This window comes from Streptomyces sp. NBC_01176 (assembly GCF_045039825.1).
GTDB lineage: Bacteria > Actinomycetota > Actinomycetes > Streptomycetales > Streptomycetaceae > Streptomyces.
This window is the reverse complement of sequence record NZ_CP108600.1, coordinates 1,188,275-1,210,692: the sequence shown is the minus strand read 5'-3', so window position 1 is coordinate 1,210,692 and position 22,418 is coordinate 1,188,275. Positions and strand designations below refer to the sequence as shown.

Genomic DNA, 22,418 nt, shown 5'->3' with positions numbered 1-22,418 from the left:
CCGAGCCGGCCCAGGACCGGCGTGGCGACGGCGCCGCTGAGCACGCGACGGTCAGCGTCCATTGCGCGTGCCGAGCGAGACGTGGAACGAGGTCGCCACGCTGGTGATGAGCGGCGTCCCGGGGCTGGCGACCGCCGCCACGACCAGAGCGGTGAACATCAGGGCGGGGACCAGCAGCCGCGCCCTGGAACGCTCCCGGGTAGTGGTCACCGGTTGGTCGCGGTCGTGGTGGGGAGGAAGTCGGCGAAGCGAGGCGCGCCGGGCTCGTGCGGCATGCGCGTGGCGCGCGCGGCGAAGCTGACGGCGTGGTACCACCCGCACAGCAGAAGCAGATCGAGCAGCTGGAGCTCGTCGAAGACCGACACGAGTCGTCTCCACAGCGCGTCATCGATGTCGGAACGCTCGTGGAGCGCGTCGACGGCGAGGATGAGCAGCCTTTCCCGCTCGGACGTCCAGCACGTATCAGCGGGGCCGCCGTGCACCAGGGATGCCGCCTGCTCGCGGGTGAGCTCGACCCGCTCGGCGAACGCCATCATGTGCACGCCCCATTCGTACTCGCAGCCGCACTGCGCGCATGTCCGGTCGATGGCGATCTCGCGCTCCCTCATGGTCAGGGTCAGCTGTCGGCCCAGCTCATAGCGCCCCCATCCGTGCATGGCGCCGGCCATCGGGAGGTTTCTGGCGAACATCCGGAACAGCCCGATCGGCGGCACGTCCCCGGGCATCATGCGCGCGAGCAGCGCGTCGGCCTCGTCGGTGTACGGCGGTTCCAGCAGGGCTATTCGCGACATCGGCGCTCCCGTTGAGGTTGTTTCGAAATCCGAAACACGGCACGGATGCTAGTGTTTCGAATAACGAAACACAAGGAGGGTCATGCCGACACCGCGCCCAGGAACACCGGTTCGTGGATCGACGACCGGCCGTCCGATCATGGCCGCGATGGACCTCTTCGGCCGTCGGTGGGCGCTGCGCATTCTCTGGGAGTTGCGTGCGGGTCCGCTCGGCGCCCGCACGCTGCTGGCACGGTGCGAAGGACTGTCATCCAGCGTCCTCTACCAGCGGCTTCGCGAACTCACGTCAAGCGGGATCATCGCCCCCTCGGCCGACGGCTACGAGCTCACTCGCCTGGGGGCAGCGCTCGGTCACGCCCTACAACCGCTCAACGAATGGGCGATCACCTGGATGCAGGTGCAAGAGCAGAACGATCAGAATCCTGCGGAGGCATGAAGGTGGAGCCGGCGGTGGGCGAGGGAAGCGGACGCCGGTCCGGCACAAGGGTCACGGCACTGCGGTGAGCAGGCACGGTCTGCCCGTCACGATCGTCCGCGCGTGTCTGCGCGAAGGCCAAGGCGGTAGTCCCACCGCGGTGCTGGACGAGGCGCGGTTGAGTAACGATGAGCGCCGTCGTGTGCCGGTTCGGATGGGAACGTCGCACGCCGTTTTCGTGTCGGTGCATGACAGCCGACGAGGCGGTCCGGTCGTATCCCTCCGCTTCTTCACCGCCGAGGGAGAACTGCCCGCGTGCGGTCATGGGACGGTTGCCGCTCTGGCCTTCCTGGCCGAGCGCGCCGGGGGTCAGGAATACCGAGCCACCATCCATGCGGCAGGGCGCGTCTTCCCTGGTTGGTCCGTACGGGAGAACAGACAGGTCAATGCCGCCTTCGATCCCGGTCCCGTAGATCTCCGCAGGCCCACGGCGACCGAGTGCGACCTCGTCCTGCCCGCACTCGGTGTCACCTCGGGCACACTCGCTCCTGGTATCCGCGTCGCCTCAGTGGGGCGGTCGCGGTTGCTGGTTCCCCTTACTACCCGGTCCGCTCTCACCGCCCTCAGCCCGGACTTCGAACGGCTCCGTGCCGCCTGTGACCGTCTCGGTTTCCTGGGCTGCTACGCCTACTCGGTGCCGACGTCCACCGGCCGCGTCGCGGCCCGCATGTTCGCCCCGTCGATCGGTGTCGCGGAAGACATCGCCAACGCCAACAGCACCGCCTGCCTTGCTGCACACCTGGCCGGCCAGGGCATCAGCGACATCGCCGTCGACATGGGCGACTCCCTCGGCAGTCCCTCCACGATCACCGCCACCGCACAGCACGACGCGCCGGGGCTGCTGGTCCACTTGGGCGGCGCCGCGGAAGTCACACGCAGCACCCGCATGCCATAACCGGTCCGTAGCTCATCAGCGGCCGGCACGATAGGCGATCGTCGCCCGCCCTGTCCTCCCGCAGCAACGAGCGACGAAAGCGGCTCCTGCCACCAAGTCCCCTGCTCCGCAGCCCCCTTCGTCGCCCGCCGCTTCCACAGCTCGTCTCCGCGCCCGGCCGCCGACCTGAAGGTGAGCCTGTCGCACGCCGGCCAAGGGCGAGGACCCGCGACTGGCCTCCCTCACCGAACGCGAGCGCGAGATCCTCGTCGCCGTCGGCAAGGGCTGGACCAACGGCGAGATCGCTGCCCGCTTCGTCGTGACCGAGTCCACCGTGAAGACACACGTCGGCCGCGTCCTGGCCAAGAACGGCGCCCGCGACCGCATCCAAGCGGTGATCTTCGCCTACGACCAGGGACTCGCCTACCCCGGTGCCGGCTGAACCGAAGGCCGAGGTGAGATCGCCTGCTCCGACGCCTTGCAGCGGCATGACCGCCGTGCCGGGCGCTCTGCGGAGAAGCGCGGAGGCGTCTTCTCACTCGCCTCTAACCCTACAAGCCGTAGTGTGGGGTTTCTCCTACGGGCTAGGAGGATCCGGCTCCGTGGCGTGCGACGACGAGAGGTGCAAGATGGCCGACGGCTCGAATGCCACGAAGTCCAGTGCTCCACACACCAGTCTTCCGGCGCAGTCCGCCGAGCCTCGTCGCCTGCGCGGGGACCATTGGCTCGGGGCGGTCGCGATCGTCTTCACGCTCGCCCAACTCTTCCTCGTAGGACCGGGTTTCGGTCTCGGCTGGGACGAGACCGTCTACGTCAGCCAGGTCAGCGGTCACGTTCCCGCCGCCTACTTCAGCGCGCCCCGCTCCCGCGGCATCTCGCTCCTCGCCGCCCCGATCGCGTCGTGGTCCGACTCCACCGTCCTGCTCCGGATCTACCTGGCCGTCCTGTCCGGCCTGGCCCTCTACTTGGCCCTGCGGGTCTGGCGAGGCCACCTTGGGCCCGCCGTCCTGGCCTTGGCCGGCGGCCTGTTCGCCTCGTTGTGGGTGACGCTGTTCTACGGCCCCCAGGCCATGCCCAATTACTGGGTCGCCATCGGCGCCCTGGCCTGCGTCGGCTGCTTCCTGCGCGCCCGCGCGAACGCACGCGACCGGGCGGCATGGTGGGGTGTGTTCGCGGGCGCGGCGCTGATGGCGTGGATGCGCCCCATGGACGCGGTCTACGTCGCGCTGCCCCTGCTCGCTCTCTCCCTGCGCCGCCCGCGGATTCTCGCCGTGCTGGTCGTGGGGCTGGTGGCGGGTGCCGGCGAGTGGATTGTCGAGGCGTATACGAGCTATGGCGGCCTCGCGCAGCGCCTGTCCGCCGCCTCCGCCATTCAGGGCGGCCTCGGCTGGCACCTCGCTGCGGTCGACCAGTTGCGCAGTCTCGGCGGACGTACCCTGTGCCGGCCCTGCACCGGATCGGCCCCCAGCCCGGTGGTGACCCTGTGGTGGTTCGCGCTGCCGCTCCTCGCCGTCCTGGGAGCTGTGGTCGCCGTCCGAGCCCGGCGCGCGCTGCCCCTCCTGCTTCCGCTGGCCTGCGCCGTCACGGCCGCAGTCCCCTACCTGTTCCTCATCGGCTACGCGGCCCCTCGCTTCCTGCTGCCCGCCTACGCCCTGCTCGCCCTCCCTGTCGCCCATGGCCTCGTCCACCTGGTCACCGCCCCGGCCCACAGGGCCAGCCGCACCCTGGCCGTCAGCCTGGCGGCGCTCGGCCTGGCAGGCCATCTGGGCGTGCAGTACGTCGTCCTGGAGCACACCGTGCACAGCTCCGCCGTCTCCCGCGCCGACTGGGCCCGCACCGCCGCAGCCCTCCACACCCTCGGTGTACGGCCGCCGTGCCTGCTCAGCGGCTACGAAGCCGTCCCCGTCGCCTTCTATACCGGCTGTGACTCCGCCCAGACGTCGGGGCACGACGCCAGCATGACCGTGGCTGAACTGACGCGCGCCGCACACCGCACCCCCTTCGCGGTGCTCGCTCCGCCGGGGGGTCGTCCGCCCGCGTACGCACGCGCCTGGCCCGAGGAGCAGGTGGGCGTTCTTCGGGCGTACCTGGCACCCGAGGTACGGCAGGGGAGGTGACCGTCGTGGCCGCGGCCGATCGCCGTCGGCAGGCGCCTGCACATCCAGCTGGGAATCACCCCGATGGTGCTCGCCGCCGCCGGCGGGATGCTTGCGGCGCACCGGGCCACGCTGGACAGCGGCTGGCCGCCGCCGACGGGGAGTGGCGCGAGACGGCGCGTCAAGGAGGGCAAGACCCGTTGCGAAATCGGCCGTTGCCTCAAACGCTGTTCGGCCCGAGAGGTCTTCCACCTCGTCAGACAGTTGCAGTCAGGACCCCACCCATAGGGGCTGCGACATGTGACGCAGCATGAGCAGCCATCCTCTCGTCGTCGGTCGGCGCCGGCGGTGTCCGCGCCGTCGACCCGCTGCGCGTCCATGACCGCGGCCGTCGGTTCCGCCTCCCGGCCCTGCCGCTTGTGTTCGAGGCGTCCCAGCCGCTGGTAGAGCTCGCGCGCACGCAGCCGTGGCGGCACCAGCTCCGGAAGAAGTCGTACACCGCCCGCCACCAGGGGAAGTCCAACTCGGTGCTTCCCTGGAACCGTGCCGATGCCGGGGAGTAGAGTCGGAGGCCTGTGACTTGGGGGAAGGGGCGCGGGTGCCGTTCCGCTATTACCTGTACATCAGTGACGCCAAGGTCGACATGATGCTGGCCCAGATCGACCCGGGGTGGGGGCGCAAGCGGGTCACCGAGTTCAGTTTCGGGCTGAAGATGCTGGGTGCCCGGCACAGTGTCGAGAGCGCGGGCACGGAGCGTGTGGCCCGTCTCGAGCGGGTGGTGCGCCATCTGGAGGACCACGGCGATCTGGGGGACGTGGACGAAGCCAGGCAGTACGTGTACGGGGTGCTGCCGATGCAGTGGGGCCCCGTCGGCAACAGCGGCACCGTGTACTTCGGAGGGCGCAGCGACCGGACAATCGTGGGCCTCGGCGGCTCGACGGGGCACGTGCTGGGCGCCCAGCAGGCCGAGAACCCCGCGTGGCACCCGATGAGCGGTTCCATGACGCCGATGATGCTGGCCCAGCTGGCCGCCCTGGCAGTCGGGGACACCGTGCTGCCCGACGCCCTGACCACCGTCGTCCAGGCCAATGCCGTCCTCCGAGGGCCCGTCCAGAACGTCGAGTTCGTGGCCAAGCGGCTGGTGTGCGGACCCTGCCCCTACCCGGAGCTGTACCCGGCGGGGGACATGGCGGTCCTGCTCGGCAGCCCCCTGTACGTGGCATTGGCCGAATGAGGTGGCGGGGCGAGCGCGCACCGGATCCCCGGGGGGCGGTCGTGTCGTCGCGGATCGATGCGGCACAGGGCATCATGCTGACGTTCGGCATCCATCCGCTGGGCCTCGACATCGACGCCGGCGGTGCGCGGATGTCGGCCACGATGAACGACAGCGCCCTGCTGACCCGCAGCCGGGGGCCGTACAGCCCGGACAACCTGCCGCCCGAGGCCCTGGAGATGGTGGATCTCGTGCTGCTGCGCTGGTCGCCTCGGCCGCAGCCCGAGTTCACCGTCGAGGGCGGTGGAAGATGGCCGGGACTGCTGGTGCAGTTCCACGCCGAGCAGGTCGCCGTGCGCTATGTGGTGCCGGAGGCCGTGCCACCGGAGCTGTTCGTGCCGCCGCGCGGCCAGGTGACGCTCAGCAGCGACATCCGCCTGGCCCTGCAGCAGCTGTCGGAGTCGCTGCGCACCGCGGGTCGGCGCCTCGGCGCGGAGCCGCCCGTCACCCTGTCACTGAGCTACCCCGACGACCCGGACTACGACGAGGCACGCGCGGATTCCCTTCCCGAGGAGTTCCGGGCCGCCGTCCCACCGGTCGTCGCCACCCTCGACATCGACCGGAGCGGATGCACCCGTAAGCAGCGGGCGGTGCACGACGAGGCCCTGCGCCAGGCCCTGTACGGCGGACAGCACTGGGAGCAGACGGGCCGAACGGGGTTTCACGTCCGCACCGGGTATGCCTGTCTGCGTGACGGCGGAACCTGAGCAGACCGTTCTCCCGTCCGGCAGGCACGGCCACCGGCACGGCCTGCGCGATCGTCAGAAGTCCGCCAGCGCCGCGGTCAGTTCGTCCGCCGTACGGACCGTGATGGCCGGGTTGTCGTTCAGCGCCTCGTCGATGACCTTCGCCAGCCGGGGCGGCAGGGACGGATCGCGCTCCCTGACCGGGACCACGGGCTCGCGCAGCGCCACCGCGACGGGGTCCTTGTACTGCGGGAAGTCGCGCGGCGTGGCGCCGGTGAGCATCCAGTACAGACAGGCAGCGCTCGCCCACACGTCCACCTCCGGCCCGGCGTACTTGTAGCCGATCAGCTGGGTGCGCGCCATGAACGGGATCGTGCCGCCCATCGCCCCCGTCCTGGTGTGGCCGGACAGACCCGCCCGCTCGAAGGCCTTGGCCAGACCGAAGTCGGCGAGCTTGACCACGGGCCGGCCCTCCGATCCGGAACCGGACAGCAGGATGTTGGCGGGCTTCACATCGCGGTGCACCAGACCGTGCACCAAGGTGGCCGCACCGTCCTGCTGCCGCAGCGCGGGCAGCTCCGCCCGGTGGGCATGGGACAGCCCCGCCAGCACCTGCCGGACGACGCAAAGCGCCTCGGCCACCGGCACCCTCCCCCCGTGCCGCTCGGAGAACTCTTCGAGGCTGCCGCCGGGACAGTACTCGCTTGCGAAGTAGAAGGCGCGGTGGTCGTCGCCGCTGTCGCGGAACTCCACGATGTTCCGGTGGCGCAGCGCGCGAACGCTCTCCAGCTCGCGCCGCAGGGCGAAGCGGGCATGGTCGTCGGCGTGGCGGGTGACCGGCACCTGTTTGAGCGCGACGAGATCGCCCGTCGCCAGACTGCGGGCCAGCTGGACGACCCCCTGGGATCCGCGGCCCAGTTCGCGCACGAGGCGGTAACCGGGCACCTCCGGAGGCACGAAGGAAGCGAGGGGGTCGAACGGTGCGCGGCCCCGGTCCGGTTCCCGATCGGGCGACAGGGTCACCGTGATCCGCAGCCGTACGTCGCCGATGCGGATCTCGTCCCCGTCGGCCAGGGGCTGCTCGGTGAGCCGGCCAAGACGGCCGTCGTTGACGAAAGTGCCGTAACTGCTGCCCAGGTCCCGCACCCGCAGCCGCGGCGGGTCGATGTCCAGTCGGCAGTGCCGCCTGGACACGCTGCGGTGCCGTTCGGGGATGCGGATGCCGCAGGCGTCCGACCGGCCCACCTCGCAGGTCACGGGTGCCTCGAAGACGTGGTCGCCGACCTCGTCGCCGGTGTGCACCGAAACAGTCACCTGCGCCGTCACGTGTCGTCCGTCCTCTCGGCGGTGAAGTCGTAGTCGTAGTCGAGCTCCCACAGCCGCAGGCCGGGCCGGTGGTCGGCCGAGATGAGGTGCCGGCCGTCGGCGGCGAACCTCACCAGGCACACGGCCTCGGGGTGGCCCTCCAGCGTGTGCACACGCTGCCCCGTGCGCACGTCCCACACGTGGAGCGCCCGGTCGGAAGCCGAGACCACGTGGCGCCCGTCGGGGCTCACCTCGAACAGATGGCTGAACCAGGGCACCTCGCACAGGGTCCGGCCGCTGCCCGTCTCCCACACCTCAAGGGTGCCGTCGGTGCCCGCGGTTGCCGCCGTGCCGCCGTCGGCGCTCAGCGCGAAGGACTCGGAGTGCCCGTCCCGCTCGTACAGCAGGCGACGCCCGCGCACGTCCCACACCGACATCCGGAAGCCGGTGTAGACGAAGAGGCGCCTGCTGTCCGGTGCGAATCGCAGATCTGGATTGCCGAACGCGACGGGGAAGGCGAGCAACGGGCGGCCGGTGCCGGTGTCCCACAGCCTGCCCGTGCCGTCCTCCCGGCCGACCGACGCGGCATAGCGCCCGTCGGGCGACAAGCGCACCAGGTGCACGGCGCCGTCGTGCCCCACCATCGTGCGCTGCAAGTAGGCCGGGCGCAGCCGCCACAGGCACAGGGCCCCGTCCTCGTCGCCGACCAGCGCGTACCGGCCGGCCCGGTCCATGGCGAGTGCCCTCACCAGGCCGTGGTCGCCGTGCAGCTCGCAGCTCCTGGTGCCGGCGTCGAGGTCCCACAGGTGTGCGGTGCCCGCCCAGTCGGCGGTGACGGCAAGGAGGCCGTCGTCGGCGACCGCGACGGTGTGCGTGTTGCCCTGAAGAAGTTCGGGAAAGGTGTACTGGACCCGGCCCGTCGCCAGGTCGCACACATGGACTCGGCCGAAGGCGCCGGGGATCACCATCCGTGTGCCGTCGGGCGTTGGGGCCACCAGGACGTTCTGGGCGAGCACCGTGCCGCTGAAGCTGTAGCAGTCCCAGATGCCGAGCAGACCGGTACGTCTGCCCGCGGCCCTTCCCAGCTCCTCCCACTGCCGCCGCAGTTCGGGATGGCGCTCGAAGCCGGGGACGGCTCGGGCTGCCCGGAGCTGTTCCGCAGCCGCCGCCGGATCACCCTGCTCCGCCAGTGCCGTGGCCCGCGCAGCGAAGCGTGCCCTGTCCACCTCGCGCCGGGCCAGGGCGAGTGCGGCGGCGGGCCGACCATAGTGCCATCCGGCGCGGAACCCGGCCGGGGCCAGACGGTGGATCTGGATGCCGCCTTCCCTGTCGCCGAGGACGGCGAGACGGCCGTCGCCGCTGAGGGCCAGAGAGGTCAGACTCAGCGGAACGGGCAGATCGGGCCGGGTGCTCGGGACGATCTGCGTACTGATCGTGTGCAGGCAGCGTCCGGAGGACAGTTCCCAGATCCGCAGCGGCTCCGTTCCGCTCAGGGAAGCCGAAGCGGCGATCGTGGCGTCGTCGCTGAGCACGACCCGATCGTGGCGGCCGATCCGGTCGGGCACGGTGGCGCGGATCCGGTCGGTGGCGCACTCCCATATGCGGGCCGTGGTCGACCGGTGGCCCAACAGCAGGGCTGCCGTGCCGCCGGGGCTCAACGCCACCTCGTCGATGCCGGTGGTGTGCCGGTCCTCGGACATGACCAACAGGTGCAGCGGGCGGCCCTGAGCGATGTCCCAGGTCACCACGCTGCCGCTGCGTGGGGCCGCGGACACCGCCGTGCTGCCGTCCTCGGTGAGGGCGACGAGGGAGACCACGGCCGGCTCGTAGTGGATCCGAGGCAGTACCTGCCAGGTGTCGGGGTCCATCTTCTGGTGCGATGCGGGCGGGTGCTCCAGCGTTCGCCGCAGCCGCCCGGCCCGCGCGTCCCACACCTCCACCTGCCCCGTGCGGTAGGTCACCGCGGCGCCGCCCGAGCCGTTCAGCGCCAGCGCGACGACCTCCGGGCCCCGCTGACCGATCGTGCCCAGCAGGGTGCCGGCGGTCAGGTTCCACAGCTCGACGGGCCCGTAGCGGTGGCCCACCAGACCGGCCCTGCCGTCGGGGGCGACGGCGACGGCGGTCACCGGGACCGGATCGTCATGGAGGGCGCCGGCTGCCCCGGGCGGCAGTTCGTACCGGCAGCGGCCGGTGACTGTGTCCCACACCCGGGCCCGGCCGTCCGCACCGCCGGTGAGCACCACCGTTCCCGCCGCGTTCACCGCGACGGCCCGTACCTCGCCTTGGTGGCCGGTGAGCCGCTCGGGTCCGCGTGCGGGGCCGCGGCGGCTCAACTCCGCCCGCGCGGCTTGAACCTCGGGACCATCCGGCGCGTCCGCGAGGAGCGCGCGGGCAGCGGTGTCGTCCCCGCGTTCCACGTGCACCAGGCCCAGCAGCCGGTCGGCCTCCTGGCCGGACTCGCCCAGGGCCTTCGCCGTCCGCAGGCCGGACAGCACGTCCTCGTCCGAGAACGAGGCCCGCCGCCACCGGTAGAGGGACTGGTTGTAGACGGTGGGCAGGTGGTGCGGGTCGATGTCCCTGGCCTCGCCCCAGAGGCCCTCCGCCTCCTGAGCGCGGTCCAGGTCGAGCAGCGACAGCGCCTGGTTGGAGAGCGAGTCGGCGAGCAGTCGCACGGCCTGTGCAGGCACCCGCGGATACGGCCTGCCGACGGCGTCCTGGTAGATCTCCGCCACGGTCGCCGCGATCTCGTCCATCCGGCGCGGGCGCCGGTCCCGGTCGACCTCGAAGCACCGCATCAGCAGATCGGCCAGGGCCGTCGGCAAGGCGGGTGCGCCCGGTGCCGGGCGCCCCGAGGCCACGAAGGCGGCCAACACCTCGGGTGCCGACTGCCCGTACTCGCAGGGCGGCCCGCCGGTGAACATCTCCAGCACGCTCAGTGCCCAGGACCAGATGTCGGTGGCGCGAGTGAGCGTGACGGGGGCGCCGTACACCGCGTCCGCCTGCTCCGGGGAGCAGTACGCGGGCGTCATTCCGCCGTAGCTGGCCAGCAGGCTTGCCTGAGGCGGTGCCAGTGCGCTCTCCCCGGCTGCGGTGCGGGCACCGGCAAGACCGAAATCGGTCACCTTCGCTGTCCAGCCGTCGGCCGGGTCGACCATGATGTTCGCAGGCTTGACGTCCTGGTGGATCAGCCCCTGGTCGTGTGCGTGGCCGATGCCCCGGGCCATCTGCACAGCCAGGTCGAGCAGCCGTGCGAGCAGGCCATCGCCGCCCGGGGCGTACAGCCGCCCGTCCCTCACCAGTTCGGCGAGCGAGCCCCCCGGCACCCACTCGGCGAACACGCAGGGCACGGCGTCCACTTGGCGGACGTACAGACAGGCGACGACGTGCGGGTGCAGGCCCAGGCCGACCCAGGTGCCCGCCTCCCGCTCGAACCCGCCCCGTCCCGCGGCCGTGGCGACCAGCTCGGGTCGGGGCACCTTGACGGCGAGGTCCGTGTTCCAGGAGCGGTGGCGGACCCTGTACACCAGGCCCATGCCTCCGCCTTCCAGCACCTCGCGCACCTCGTAGAGACCGAGGACGAGGTCCCCGCGCCGCCACCTCCCCGTCGCCATGCCCATCAATCTTTCGCAGAACGAGGCAGGTTGGCAACGCACGCCGCCCGCTTCACGCACCCAGGTGCGGCATGCCCGCCGCGTGACCCTCGCCCGCTGCGGTCCAGTCCCCGGCGAGCGGAGCGGAAGACCCTCGACTTGGCGGCACGAAGCTCCGTTGACATCCCTGCCGGTGGGCGATGGCATCACGTTGTGGCCGGGTGCCACGGCGGGGACGCGTCGCGGGCGGGCGACCGGGACTCGGTGAGGCCGTCCCGGTCCCCGCCCGAGCAGATCACTCTTTCGGCCCAGCTGTGGATGCTCCGCCGGTGTCGGTGGAGTCGACTGGGGGGACCGTCGAGGCGACTTCCGTCGAAAGGGACACAGCGTGCCCATATCCGGTTCCATAGTGGGCCGTCGGCGTGGGGCCGTGGTCTTCGCGTCGGCGGTGTTCTGTTCCACGGCCCTCTCGGTGGCGTACCCCGCTCCGGCCGACGTGCCGTTCCCCTCGGCACCCGCCCCGCCGCTCGACTGGCAGCCCTGCGCCGAGGGACCGGAGTTCGACTGCGCGGTCGCCAAGGTACCGCTGGACTATCTCGACCCCGGTCGTCGCACCATCGAGCTGGCCGTCGTCAGACGAAAGGCGACCGGCCCCGGACGTCGCGCAGGCACCCTGTTCTTCAATCCCGGCGGCCCGGGCGGCCCCGGAACGGTGCAGATGCCGCAGAACTACGAGTCCTTCCCGCGCGAGGTCCGGGAGCGGTTCGACATCGTCAGCTGGGATCCACGCGGGGTCGGCAACAGCACCGCGGTGAACTGCTTCACGAGTACCAAGGAAGCCGCCGCCTGGCGCGCCGGCAAGCCGGCCGGTCTCCCGGTGGGCGAACAGCAGCGGTCGGCCTGGATCGCCGCGTACGCGGATCTGGGCCGGCGCTGTGAGCAGCGTGACCCCGAGCTCCTGCGCCATGTGTCGACCGCCGACACCGCTCGTGACCTCGACCAGCTCCGTCAGGCGGTGGGCGACCCGCAGCTGACCTACCTCGGGATCTCCTACGGCACGTTCCTCGGCGCCACCTACGCCAACCTCTTTCCCGGCAAGGTCCGTGCCATGGTCCTGGACAGCAACGTCGACCCGCAGGCCTGGACGAACCACGACTCCGACGCGGAACCCCGGCTGACGCCGTTCCTGCGCCTGGGCTCGGACCTCGGCGCCGCGGCGACCCTGGACCAGTTCCTCACCCTGTGCGGGTCCGCCCCCACGGCCCGCTGTGCCTTCTCCGCCGGCGGCGCGAAAGCCACCCGGGACAAGTTCGACGAGTTGATGCGGCGCCTGCGGCAGCATCCGGTGGGCGACTGGACCTACGGCCGGACGGTCGGCGACGTGGTGAGCGCCCTCTACGTCGTCCACCCCGGCTGGACGGACCTCGCGGGCAGGCTGCAGGACCTGTGGCAGGGGCGCCTTCCGGAGCCGGCCGCTCCGTCGCCCGCGCCGCCGGTCCCGGTCCCGGTCCCGGTCCCGTACACGGGGGACGAGCAGGCCGGTGCCATCCTCTGCTCCGACAGTCCCACGCCGCGTGACCCCGGTGTGTACCACGCGCTGGAGGAAGCCGCCGCCCTCCATGCGGGTGACGCCGGACGTTTCTGGGCCTGGGCCGCGGAGCCGTGCGCCACCTGGCCGGTCGTCGCCGCGAACCGCTACCGCGGGCCGTGGAACGAGCCGACGGCACACCCCGTCCTGGTCGTCGGCACCACCTACGACCCCGCCACTCCGTACGCGGGCGCGCAGGCCATGGTCAAGGAACTGGCCTCCGCCCGTCTGCTCACCAACCACGGCTACGGACACACGGCGCTGCTCAACCCCAGCGCCTGCGTCAGGGAGTACGAGAGCCGCTACTTCCTGGACGGCACCCTCCCGCCCGCCGGAATGACGTGCCAACCGGATGTACCTCCCTTCCCCGCCGCCAAACCGCGGGGCGGCATCGCCACCGGAGGCGGCGGGACGGCCGGCACCATCTCCTGAACCGACACCGGGGAACGGGCCCGAGCGCCTCCCGGGCTTCACCGGCGCGATGCCGCCGAGGCCGAGGCCGAGATCGAGATCGAGATCGAGGCTGAGCTCAGGCCGGGACCGGGGTCAGGTCCGGGACCGGGTCCGCCACGGGGGCGGGTGCGCGCGCACGCGTCGCGCGCACCCGCCCACCGCGTCGAGTACGGCCCCGGGCAACGAACGGTCAGGCGATCCGCGCCTCGCCGTAGGGAACCAGCCGTACGGGTCCGGTCAGCCCGTACGCCTGGCGGGCCGTACCGCCGTAGACCCCCGGGTCGCTGACCCGAAGCCGGTTGGCCAGGGGAGTGGCGACCTCGACCTCGATGACGTTGGCGCCCCGCACGAGGAGGCCGCCCAGGTCCACCACCGGATGGATCTGGTCGACCGGGTCGAGGCGGTGACCGTTCACGGTGACCCGGCAGGTGTCGGTCACGCCGCCCAGTTCCAGGCGGGCCCCGCGGCCGCCGCTCCAGCCGTCGTCGAGGGTGACGGTGGTCCGGTAGCGGCCGATGCCCCCCACGTCGGCGAGCTCGGTGATCTGCGACCAGGGCAGCAACGCGTCGAGGGTGAGGTCGTGGCGGACGACGGTGGTCTGCGAAGCCGTGTCGCCCGGTCGCCAGTCCTCGACGCGCAGCTGCCAGGAGGTGAGCTCCCTCGGCTCCGGGACGGCCTTCAACGTCGTCCGCACGGTGCGGCCGGAGGACAGGACGGTGGTGTACGTGCCCGCCGCGGCCGCCCGGACGGTCAGTCCGGCGGCGGCGAGGCGCACCTCGTCCGCGTCGCTGCTCACCGCGTGGGCACGGCCGCCCGTGCGGTCGCCGAAGAGGCTGGGGCGGCCCAGGGCCACGATCAGGGTCTCGGCGGGCTGGAGGGTGACCCGCACGGTGACGGTGTCCTTGGCCTCGGTGTAGCGGGCGAGCCGTTCGGCCCGTCCCGACCACGGGTCGAGGAGGTAGGGAACGGCGTCGGCCGTCGTGCGGCGCAGTGTGACCTCGTGGTCGATGGCGGCCACCGGAGGTTTCACGGTCTCGGCGTGCTTGCCGTTGCACAGGTAGTAGTAGTCGACGCCGTCGGCCACCCGGCGGGCGTTCAGCAGGGTGGAGGACGTCGCGTACCGGACGTCCGGCTCCACTCCGAGGTCGGCGAGCGCGGTGGGGACGGCCGTCTTGTCGGCGACCTGACGGACCCGCGGCTGGGCCAGCAACTCGGCCACCAGGGAGCGCAGTTCCTCGCTCTCACCGGGGCCCGGGACACCGGGCGGGACGACGGTGTCCCAGGCGCCCAGCAGGACGACGGGCAGTCCGGCACGGGTGAGGCGCAGCAGGGCGCGGGCATCCGACAGCGCGAGGGTCACCGTGGAGCCGTAGAAGAAGTCGCCTTCGACGAAGAGGGCCTTGTACGCCGGGCCGTCGGGTGCCAGCCGTCCCCGGCGCACGGTGGCGCTCGGCAGATCGAGCAGGGGGCCGCTGAGGAACTGGTGGGTCCAGCCGAGCGGGATGCCGGTCGCGGTGAACCAGGAGGCGCCGATGCCGGTGGCGGTGTAGCCGGTCTGCCGGAAGACCGCGACGTCGGCGCGCGGCCGGCCGGTCTGCAGCACCTGGTGGACACGGCCCAGATACCCGGACACGTCCTGGACGTGCCGCCAGGTCGGGTGCCGCGGCCCCCAGGACTCGCCGTAGCCGACCGTTCCCTTGTACGGGGTGAAGGCCGCGTACCCCGGCCAGTTCACGCCGGGCAGCTCGGCGTACGAGAAGCCGTGCACGACCGTCTGGTTGACACCGGCCGCGTAGGCGCCGCCCATGGTGCGCAGGAACTTCTGCCAGGTGGTGTTGTACGCGCCGCCGGCGTACGCGCCCGCCTCGCAGGACAGCACCGTACGGCCGGCCATGTCGCGTCCGCCGGCCAGGCAGCGGTAGTCGTCGAGGTTCTTGAAGCCGAGGGACTCGCCCTCGGGGATGTCGAGGATCGCGGCCGAGGCGATCGCGTCGGTCTGCAGACCGTAGGGCTGGGAGCGCAGCCGCAGGCCGAGGGAGTGGGCCCAGGTGCGCAGCGCCGTGACGTGGTGCCGGTTGTAGAGGCCGGAGACGGTCTCCCAGAAGTCGTGCCGGATCTGCCGGGTGACGGCGGCCTCGAACGCGTAGACCTGGTTGCCGTGGTTGAGGACCACGGCGGGCAGCAGCGGCAGCAGGGAGCGGCCGGTGTGGGCGAGGAAGGCGTCGGGGAGTGCGGGTGTCCACTGCAGTCCGTCGGTCTCCAGCTCGAGGGAGTCCTCGAACAGCGCCCCGCCGGACACCTTCAGCAGCCGGCGTACGGCGGGGGTGAGAAGGCGATCGTCCCAGAAGTCGGTCACCGCGCGTGTGCCGGCCGCGCTGAAGTGGTCGACCACGTAGGCGGCGGGGGCGGTGTGCGGACCGCCCTCCGGGGTCTGCCCGGAGCCGCGCACCCAGTACGAGAGGATCACCCAGGTGCCGTCGTCGGGCGCGGTCCAGGTGAGGGTGCCGGCGGTGACGGCGTCGCTGAGGTCGGTCACCGAGTCCAGGTCGAGTCCGGTCTCCTTGCGGGTGGAGTTCGCGGTGTTCACCCGGGCCGCCTGTACCAGCAGCAGGTCCTGGCGGGTCACCCCGGACGCGGCGGCGTACACGGGCGCCGGGACGGCTCCGGAGTAGGCGGTTCCGGCGGCCAAGGTGACGGTTCCGTAGGCGAGTTCCTTGACCGCCGCGTCGCTGTCCGGCGTGATGCCGGGGACCGCCGCGGGCCAGCTCGGACCGATGGTGAGGTCCACCGTGATCCCGCGCCGGGCGGCCTGGGCGAGCGCCGCCTCCACTCCGGCGACCCAGGAGGCGCTGCCCCAGCCGTGGTGCGCGGTGTCCAGCACCGCGGTGTCCGTGACGCTGTGGTGGACGGCCGCTATCTCGGCTCCGCCGAAACCGGCGTCGGCGATCTGGTCGATCTCGCGTCTGATCTCGTCCGGCCGCACGAGCCCGTCCGGCCACCACCAGCGGAACTTCGGCCGTACCTCCCGAGCGGGCTCGGCGAAGGGCAGGGACGGAGCGGACGCGGCGGCCGGTACGGGAAGACGCCAGTCCAGCGCGCCGGCCGCGGCGGTGGCGACGGCGGCTCCGAGGAGGGCGCGGCGGGGGAGTCCCGTACGAGGCGTCGGGGCGTGGTTGCTCATGGATCTCGTCCACTCTCTCGGAGGGCAGCACAAAGAAGACCCCTGCGGGCCCACGGCTTTGAAACGTTTTAATCCTTGGGGAAGCTAAGGCGCCCGATCCGGGAGCGTCAAGATCCGTGCGTGGGGCAACTTCCGTCCGGCCAGGGCGCGAAGACACCGGCCAGGGCTCGCGGGACGGGCCGGACGGACCTGCGCCAGGGGCTCCACCAGGTGGGTGCGGCGGGGGCCGGCGAAGCCGCCCGGCCTGCCCGGCACGCGGATATCAGGAAGTTGTCAGCGTGTGGGAAGCGTCTCCCACCTGCACCGTTCCCCTCCGCCGACGCCTACCATCGGCCGGGTGTGCGCACATGTGCTGGTCGCTGAGGACGACGAGAAGCAGGCGGAGCTGATACGCCGCTCCCTGCTGCAGGAGGGACACACCGCGACCGTGGTCCACGACGGCGGTGCGGCCCTCGAAGAAGTCCGGCGCCGCAAACCGGACCTCGTCGTCCTGGACCTGATGCTCCCGGTGATCGACGGCTTCGGGGTGTGCAGGGTGCTGCGCAGGGACGGTGACATCCCGGTCCTCATGCTCACCGCCCGCTCCACCGAGGACGACGTCCTGCTCGGCCTGGAACTCGGCGCGGACGACTACATGACCAAGCCCTACAGCCCGCGCGAACTGATGGCCCGGATCCGCACGGTGCTGCGGCGCAGCGGGCGCGCGGCCACCGAACAGGACCGGGTCGTACGCGCCGCCGGTATCGCCGTGGACCCCGTACGGCACGAGGTGCACTGCGACGGCTCACGCGTGGAGTGCACGCCGGGCGAGTACGAGATCCTGCGCGCCATGACCGCCGAACCCGAACGGGTCTTCTCCCGGCGGCAGTTGCTGGACTGCACCCGCGGCAGCGACCGGGCCTCCACCGAGCGGGCCATCGACGTGCACATCATGAACCTGCGCAGGAAGATCGAACCGGATCCGCGCCGGCCCGTGCGGCTGCTGACGGTGTTCGGCGTCGGGTACAAACTCAGCGGTGACCGCGGATGAGGTCCGGCATACCGCTGCGCAAGAGCCTGCTCGTACGCCTGATGATCACCTCGGTGCTGATCGCCCTGTGCTCGGTGGCGGCGACCGCGTGGCTCGCGGTGCAGACCACCACGCGCGCCATCCAGGAGGAACAGGGGCAGGCACTCGCCGACGACACGGAGATCCTCCGGCAGCTCAGCGGATACGCCGCGACGCACGCCGACTGGTCAGGAGTCGGGGGCACCCTGCGCGAACTGTCGGACAGAACCGGACGGCGGGTCGCGCTGACGGCGCCGGACCGCACACCGATCGCCGACTCCGCGCCCCCCGGCACCGCACTGCCGCCCGGAGCCGCGGCCACGGTCGACCCCCTGCACACCGACACCTACTCCGAACCCGGGGCGCAGCTCAGCGGGATCGACCCCCGCGCGGTGGGCCCGTACCGGCTGACCTCCCCGGAACGCACGCGGCTGCGGGCCCTGGCGACGACGCGGCAGAAGTGCTTCCTGCGCAACGGCATCGAGACCACCGTCAGGGGGACGCCGAGCGGCCGTCCCGTCCTGATCGACGCGAACGGAGTGAACGGCAACGCCAACGTGCCGAACGAATGCGCCGACGGACGGCTCAACACGCCCACGGCCACCGAGCGGCGGGCGCTGGACCAGCTGACGAGGATCGCCCGGCCGTGCCTGGACCGGGAACACGTGGGCTCGGCCGCGTTCATCGCGTTCGGATCCACCGACCGGATCATGGAACCGGCCTTCGTCTTCACCAAGACGGCATCCGGCGGGCACGACGCGGAGCGCGAGCGCAAGGGGAAGGCCTGCGTCACCGAGGCGCACCGCGAACAGCTCGACCCCACGGTGGCCCCGGTCGCCGAACTGTTCCTCGGCACGGGCGACACGGCCGTACCGCACTTCGACATGTCACCCGCCAACAAGGCCAAGGTCGTCGCCGTCACCGGTCTCGTCCTCGCCCTCACCGTGGCCGTGACCGCGCTGGTCGCCACCCGACTCGTACGTCCGCTGCGCGCACTGACCCAGGCCGCCCAGCAACCGCCCGAGGCACACGCACGGGTTCCCGTCACCACCCGGGACGAGACCGGCATCCTGGCCATGGCGTTCAACGAGCTGACCGAGCGCCGCGAACGGCTCGAGGCCCAGCGCAAGGCGATGGTCAGCGACATCGCCCACGAACTGCGCACCCCGCTCACCAACATCCGGGGCTGGCTCGAAGTGACCCGGGACGGCATCGTCGCCCCCGACCCGGAGCTGCTCGCCTCCCTGCACGAGGAGGCGATGCTCCTCCAGCGGGTCATCGACGACCTCCAGGACCTCGCGGCGGCCGACGCGGGCGCCCTCACGCTGCACCCCGAGGCGGTCCGCGCCGACGAACTGGTCGAACAGGTCGCCGCCGCGCACCGGGTCGGGGCCGAGGCGGCGGGTATCGCTCTGCGGACGACGGTGAACGGGACACCGTGGTTCGACGCCGACCCGGTGCGGATGCGGCAGGCGCTCGGGAACCTGGTGTCCAACGCGGTACGCCACACCCCGCCGGGCGGCACGGTCACCCTCTCGGCCCGCCGCGCGGACGACGAGGTGCTCCTCGACGTGACCGACACCGGCAGCGGCATCGCGCCCGAGGATCTCCCCAGCGTCTTCGACCGGTTCTGGAGAGCCGAGAAGTCGCGCAGCCGGCGCACCGGCGGCAGCGGGCTCGGCCTCTCCATCGTCCGCCAGCTCGTCGCCGCGCACGGGGGTACCGTCACCGTGACGAGTGAGATCGGGGCAGGCTCGGTGTTCACCCTCCGCCTTCCCGGCAGCGTCCCTCCGACCGACTCGGAGAACGACCGCTGACCTGCGCAGGGTGGTGGTGCCGGTACCAGGATCCGCGTTCCTCCTCACAGCAGGGATCTGGTTGCCCCACCTCCCCGGGAGCACTGTGGTCCCATGAACACCATCAGGATGTCGGGGGCCGGAATCCGGGTCACGCCCCTGCGGTCGCTCGCGGGCCGCACCTACGTCCCCCGCGGGGGACACGGCGGACACGGCGGACACGGCGTGAGGATCGGAAGCGCGAGCGCCGGAAGTGTCGGCATCGGAAGCGCGAGCGTCGGAGGCATGGGGATCGGAAGACGGGGAGAAGGGGCGGAGGGCCAGGCTCCGGCGGTCGAGGCAACCGGGGCCGACGGTGAGGATGCCGGGGGTGCTGTCCGTGACACGGAGCCTCCAGACGCTGTCGGCAGGGAGTGCCGAGGCGTCTACGGTGCGGGTCGCGTGCGGCTCCACCCCGGTGTCCCCGACGAAGTCCTTCACCGTGCCACGACAGGCGACGTCCTGGTCGGCTCGGCGGTCAGAGACTGTCAGGGCGGACCAGAACGGTCCTTTTGACTTTGGTGAGACTGAGGGTGACCTCCATGGAGGTGATGTGTGCGAGGGTGCCGACGGCCTCGAGGAGATCGGCCGGACCTGCGGTGGCCAAGGCGAAGGGGGTCCAGGTGAGTGCCCGCGCGTACACCTCGCGAAGGATGAAGGTGCCGCCCCTCACGTCAGTCACGACGCCTTCCTTATCCGCGTCCTCGTCCCACACTTGGTCGCCCAGCCACGCTTTCCGCAGCTCATCGTTCATGAGGCCGGCTCGACCTTCAGTTCGACCCAGACGGTCTTGCCCCACGGGTGGATGTCGGTGCCCCAACGGTCCGCGAGGGCGTCCACCACGACGAGGGCGCGTCCGTGGATTTGGTCGCCGTTGGCGTCGGACCGCAGCTGGGGGACGGTCCGGGAGCGGTCAACGACCCCAAGGCGGACCCGGTTCTCTCTGGGTCGGGCGACGATGATGCGGATCGAGGGGAGGCGCGCGTAAGCGACCGCGTGGGAGACCAGCTCGGTGATGACGTTCAACGCGTCGTCGACCAGCTCCTCCTGGTGCCATGCCGCGAGGGCGATGCGGACCAGGGTGCGGGCCACGCCCGCGCAGCCGACCAGCCGACGCCGGCATCTTCGGCAAAGGCAATCACTGCCTCCAGGTGAGCGGCTTCGACGGGCCCCTGGTCACTGACCGCGGACTCGGTGCCGGTGTAGCTCCCCCGCTGGTCCCGGTCGGCCGGGTCGTACTTGGTGACCCGATTGACGTAAGGCAGCACGTCGTCGCCCTGCCCAAGCCGAGCGTGCCACCGCTGAAGGCTGACGGCGTTAGCCCGAAGGCGACGGCGCGGCCTGCGCAAAAGAGCGATGCGTGGCGGTGCAGCATGCCGGGGGCGAGGTCACGGTCGAAGGGCATGCGGCTGAAGCCGTAGTGGGCCTGGAGTGTCTCAATCACGCCGGTTCCTCCGTGTATTTGCCAGTGTGGGTCATCCGCCGGTGAGGTCTACGAGCGGTGCCGGCGCCGGCTCGCCAGAGTCAGGGTGAGCCGGTGCAGTTTGGTCCTCCGGCGCGGACAGGTCCCGACGCCCTCTGGCGAACGCGCGTAGACCTCGGGCATCATCTCCGTGCACCGCCTGCACAACCGCCCCCATAGGAAGCACGGTCGTCCGCAGGAAGGGTCCCTCATGAAGCTCCGCTCCGTCCTGACCGCTCTCACCTTGGTCGTCGCCCCGGGCGTGGCCGTCATCGGCACCTCCACCGACGCCTTCGCCGTCACCAAGATCAGCCACGCCACGGCGACTTCGATGTTCCGCTCGTCCGGCATCACCTGGTCCTCGTCGGGCGGCTGCTCCGACCGGAACAACTCCACCTGTACGTCCTTCGAGCAGCTCAACCTCGCCACCGCGCAGGGCGCCCAGACACTCAAGGGGGCCAGCGGCTGCGCGCTGAATATCACCGGCGGCACCGAGACCGGCCACGCGAGCGGCACGTACTCGCACTGGAACGGCTACAAGCTCGACTTCGGCAAAAACAGCTGCGCCACCGCGTACATCAAGAACAACTTCACCTACATCGGACTGCGCGGTGACGGGGCTCCGCAATACAAGTCCGGCTCCGGCAACATCTACGCCGACGAGGGCAACCACTGGGACGTCCTCTACTACAACTGCGGCGGCTGCTAGGGCTGTGACCGAGAAGGTTCGCCGGGTTGAGTACGCTGAGTCGCTGCGGCGGACGAGGAGGGCGTGCATGACGCGGAGATCGTCGGCGGACGAGGCCGTGGGACTGCTTGAGGGCGAACTGGGGGTCGGGCGGCGGGCGCTTGCTGACCTGGACACGGAAGACGCCTGGCGTGCTTTCCTCCGCTTCGGCCGACGGCTGTTCGACGTTTCGGACACACCCGATACCGACGGCCTTCTGTTCCAGTACGGGACCTACTCATTTGACGGTCCTCCGACGTTCACGCTGGACCTCACCCGACAGTTCGAGATTGCCGACAGCGACGGCGATCACGACCACTACGTGCAGGTCCACTGCGAGCTTCGATACAGACCCGTACCAGCCCTGCAGGCCCTGGGGATTTTCGACTCGTGGTTCTTCCATGGTGGCGAAGACGATCTCGATGAGTGGGCCGAGGGGCTGAGCGAGCGGACGAGCTGGGCAAGGATCCGCACATTCAAGCCCGGCGAGATCAGGGTGTATCAGGAGCAGGTGTAGTAGCTCAGGCAGCCATCGTGGTGGGGTGCCCGCCCCAGCGGACGGCTTTCTCGCTGCGGATGCGGGCACGCTCGCGTCGTTGGGCGGCCAGGACATCGGGGTGGCGGGCGTTGCGGTTGCGTCAGCGCAGATAGGCGTGCAGGGCCCGGGTCTGGATGGGGTGGTTGAGATGGTGGGAGTTGGTGAGGGTGAACTGCCGCAACGGTCCGAAGCGCGCTTTGATGGGTTGGCCCAGGAGGCGTAGGTCGGCGTGAAGCAGGGTCCACGCTGTGGCGCCGCCGCAACGTAGTTGAGCGCTGCGTCAACCGCCTCAAAGGCTTCCGCGGCATCGCCACCAGATACGACGAGACCGCCACCTCCTACGAGGCAGCGGTCAGTCTCGCGTCATTCCTGCTCTGGGCAAGATCAGTTTGAAGACGGACTTCAGCTAAGGCCTGGTCCACTGTCGCGTGGGCGCCGACAGCATGCTGCAACTGTGCGTTCTCCTGCTCCAGGCCGGCGATGGTGGCAGCGTCAC

The 22,418-nt window shown here is 71.1% G+C and carries 17 protein-coding genes and 3 pseudogenes; 12 read left to right on the top strand and 8 right to left on the bottom strand.

The genetic code is table 11. The features are described from left to right. Window positions 1–51: 51 nt before the first annotated feature. Both OG199_RS05010 and OG199_RS05005 read right to left on the bottom strand, forming a co-directional pair. Window positions 52–210 (bottom strand): hypothetical protein, encoded by a 159-nt coding sequence (locus OG199_RS05010; protein WP_405834858.1) that lies wholly within the window; start codon window positions 208–210, stop codon window positions 52–54. Then, a complete protein-coding gene (locus OG199_RS05005; protein WP_405828211.1) occupies window positions 207–791 on the bottom strand; it encodes a carboxymuconolactone decarboxylase family protein in 585 nt (194 codons plus the stop codon). Before OG199_RS05005 ends, OG199_RS05010 begins: the two co-directional genes overlap by 4 nt. Window positions 792–930: 139 nt before the next feature. Here OG199_RS05005 and OG199_RS05000 point away from each other — a divergent pair, with 139 nt between their 5' ends. The 6 genes and pseudogenes from OG199_RS05000 (at window position 931) to OG199_RS04975 (ending at window position 6,216) form a co-directional block, all read left to right on the top strand. Then, window positions 931–1,227, top strand: coding sequence for a winged helix-turn-helix transcriptional regulator (locus OG199_RS05000; RefSeq protein WP_401809383.1), 297 nt, complete (start codon window positions 931–933; stop codon window positions 1,225–1,227). Between the two features lie 64 nt (window positions 1,228–1,291). Continuing rightward, a complete protein-coding gene (locus OG199_RS04995) occupies window positions 1,292–2,161 on the top strand; it encodes a PhzF family phenazine biosynthesis protein (RefSeq protein WP_405828209.1) in 870 nt (289 codons plus the stop codon). A gap of 199 nt (window positions 2,162–2,360) precedes the next feature. Then, window positions 2,361–2,582, top strand: a pseudogene (locus OG199_RS04990) (response regulator transcription factor); the annotation flags it as partial. A gap of 187 nt (window positions 2,583–2,769) precedes the next feature. Beyond that, a complete protein-coding gene (locus tag OG199_RS04985; RefSeq protein WP_405834431.1) occupies window positions 2,770–4,257 on the top strand; it encodes a hypothetical protein in 1,488 nt (495 codons plus the stop codon). 577 nt (window positions 4,258–4,834) lie between these two features. Beyond that, on the top strand, window positions 4,835–5,470 hold the full coding sequence (locus OG199_RS04980) for a DUF7019 family protein (protein WP_356806456.1): 636 nt from the start codon (window positions 4,835–4,837) through the stop codon (window positions 5,468–5,470). A 41-nt stretch (window positions 5,471–5,511) separates the two neighbouring features. Further along, on the top strand, window positions 5,512–6,216 hold the full coding sequence (locus OG199_RS04975) for a hypothetical protein (protein WP_405828206.1): 705 nt from the start codon (window positions 5,512–5,514) through the stop codon (window positions 6,214–6,216). Between the two features lie 54 nt (window positions 6,217–6,270). Here OG199_RS04975 and OG199_RS04970 read toward each other — a convergent pair whose 3' ends face one another. After that, window positions 6,271–7,521, bottom strand: a complete 1,251-nt coding sequence (locus OG199_RS04970) for a protein kinase domain-containing protein (protein ID WP_405828204.1) — start codon at window positions 7,519–7,521, stop codon at window positions 6,271–6,273. Beyond that, window positions 7,518–11,111, bottom strand: coding sequence for a WD40 repeat domain-containing serine/threonine protein kinase (locus OG199_RS04965; protein ID WP_405828202.1), 3,594 nt, complete (start codon window positions 11,109–11,111; stop codon window positions 7,518–7,520). Before OG199_RS04965 ends, OG199_RS04970 begins: the two co-directional genes overlap by 4 nt. Window positions 11,112–11,478: 367 nt before the next feature. Between OG199_RS04965 and OG199_RS04960 the strand changes: the two genes are divergently transcribed. After that, on the top strand, window positions 11,479–13,110 hold the full coding sequence (locus OG199_RS04960) for an alpha/beta hydrolase (protein WP_405828201.1): 1,632 nt from the start codon (window positions 11,479–11,481) through the stop codon (window positions 13,108–13,110). A gap of 211 nt (window positions 13,111–13,321) precedes the next feature. Here OG199_RS04960 and OG199_RS04955 read toward each other — a convergent pair whose 3' ends face one another. Continuing rightward, window positions 13,322–16,312 carry a glycosyl hydrolase gene (locus OG199_RS04955; protein ID WP_405828199.1) on the bottom strand — a complete coding sequence of 997 codons (2,991 nt, stop codon included), beginning with the start codon at window positions 16,310–16,312 and terminating at the stop codon, window positions 13,322–13,324. Between the two features lie 337 nt (window positions 16,313–16,649). Here OG199_RS04955 and OG199_RS04950 point away from each other — a divergent pair, with 337 nt between their 5' ends. Both OG199_RS04950 and OG199_RS04945 read left to right on the top strand, forming a co-directional pair. Beyond that, complete coding sequence (locus tag OG199_RS04950; protein WP_405828197.1) at window positions 16,650–17,342, top strand: response regulator transcription factor; 693 nt, start codon at window positions 16,650–16,652, stop codon at window positions 17,340–17,342. After that, a complete protein-coding gene (locus OG199_RS04945) occupies window positions 17,339–19,177 on the top strand; it encodes a sensor histidine kinase (RefSeq protein ID WP_405828196.1) in 1,839 nt (612 codons plus the stop codon). The genes OG199_RS04950 and OG199_RS04945 overlap by 4 nt, the downstream gene beginning before the upstream one ends. A gap of 496 nt (window positions 19,178–19,673) precedes the next feature. Here the strand turns inward: OG199_RS04945 and OG199_RS04940 are convergent, their stop codons facing one another. Continuing rightward, window positions 19,674–19,877, bottom strand: a complete 204-nt coding sequence (locus tag OG199_RS04940; protein WP_405828194.1) for a hypothetical protein — start codon at window positions 19,875–19,877, stop codon at window positions 19,674–19,676. Window positions 19,878–19,945: 68 nt separating this feature from the next. Further along, window positions 19,946–20,287, bottom strand: a complete 342-nt coding sequence (locus tag OG199_RS04935) for an ATP-binding protein (RefSeq protein ID WP_405828192.1) — start codon at window positions 20,285–20,287, stop codon at window positions 19,946–19,948. 581 nt (window positions 20,288–20,868) lie between these two features. On the opposite strand from OG199_RS04935, the gene OG199_RS04930 reads away from it, so the two are divergent. Both OG199_RS04930 and OG199_RS04925 read left to right on the top strand, forming a co-directional pair. After that, entirely contained in the window at window positions 20,869–21,366 is a 498-nt protein-coding gene (locus OG199_RS04930; protein ID WP_356808231.1) for a hypothetical protein, read from the top strand. A 4-nt stretch (window positions 21,367–21,370) separates the two neighbouring features. Continuing rightward, window positions 21,371–21,901 (top strand): hypothetical protein, encoded by a 531-nt coding sequence (locus OG199_RS04925; RefSeq protein ID WP_405828191.1) that lies wholly within the window; start codon window positions 21,371–21,373, stop codon window positions 21,899–21,901. Between the two features lie 4 nt (window positions 21,902–21,905). Here OG199_RS04925 and OG199_RS04920 read toward each other — a convergent pair. Continuing rightward, window positions 21,906–22,159 (bottom strand): annotated as a pseudogene (locus tag OG199_RS04920) (IS630 family transposase); the annotation flags it as partial. Between the two features lie 9 nt (window positions 22,160–22,168). Here OG199_RS04920 and OG199_RS04915 point away from each other — a divergent pair. After that, window positions 22,169–22,315 (top strand): annotated as a pseudogene (locus OG199_RS04915) (IS5/IS1182 family transposase); the annotation flags it as partial. Window positions 22,316–22,418 lie beyond the last annotated feature (103 nt).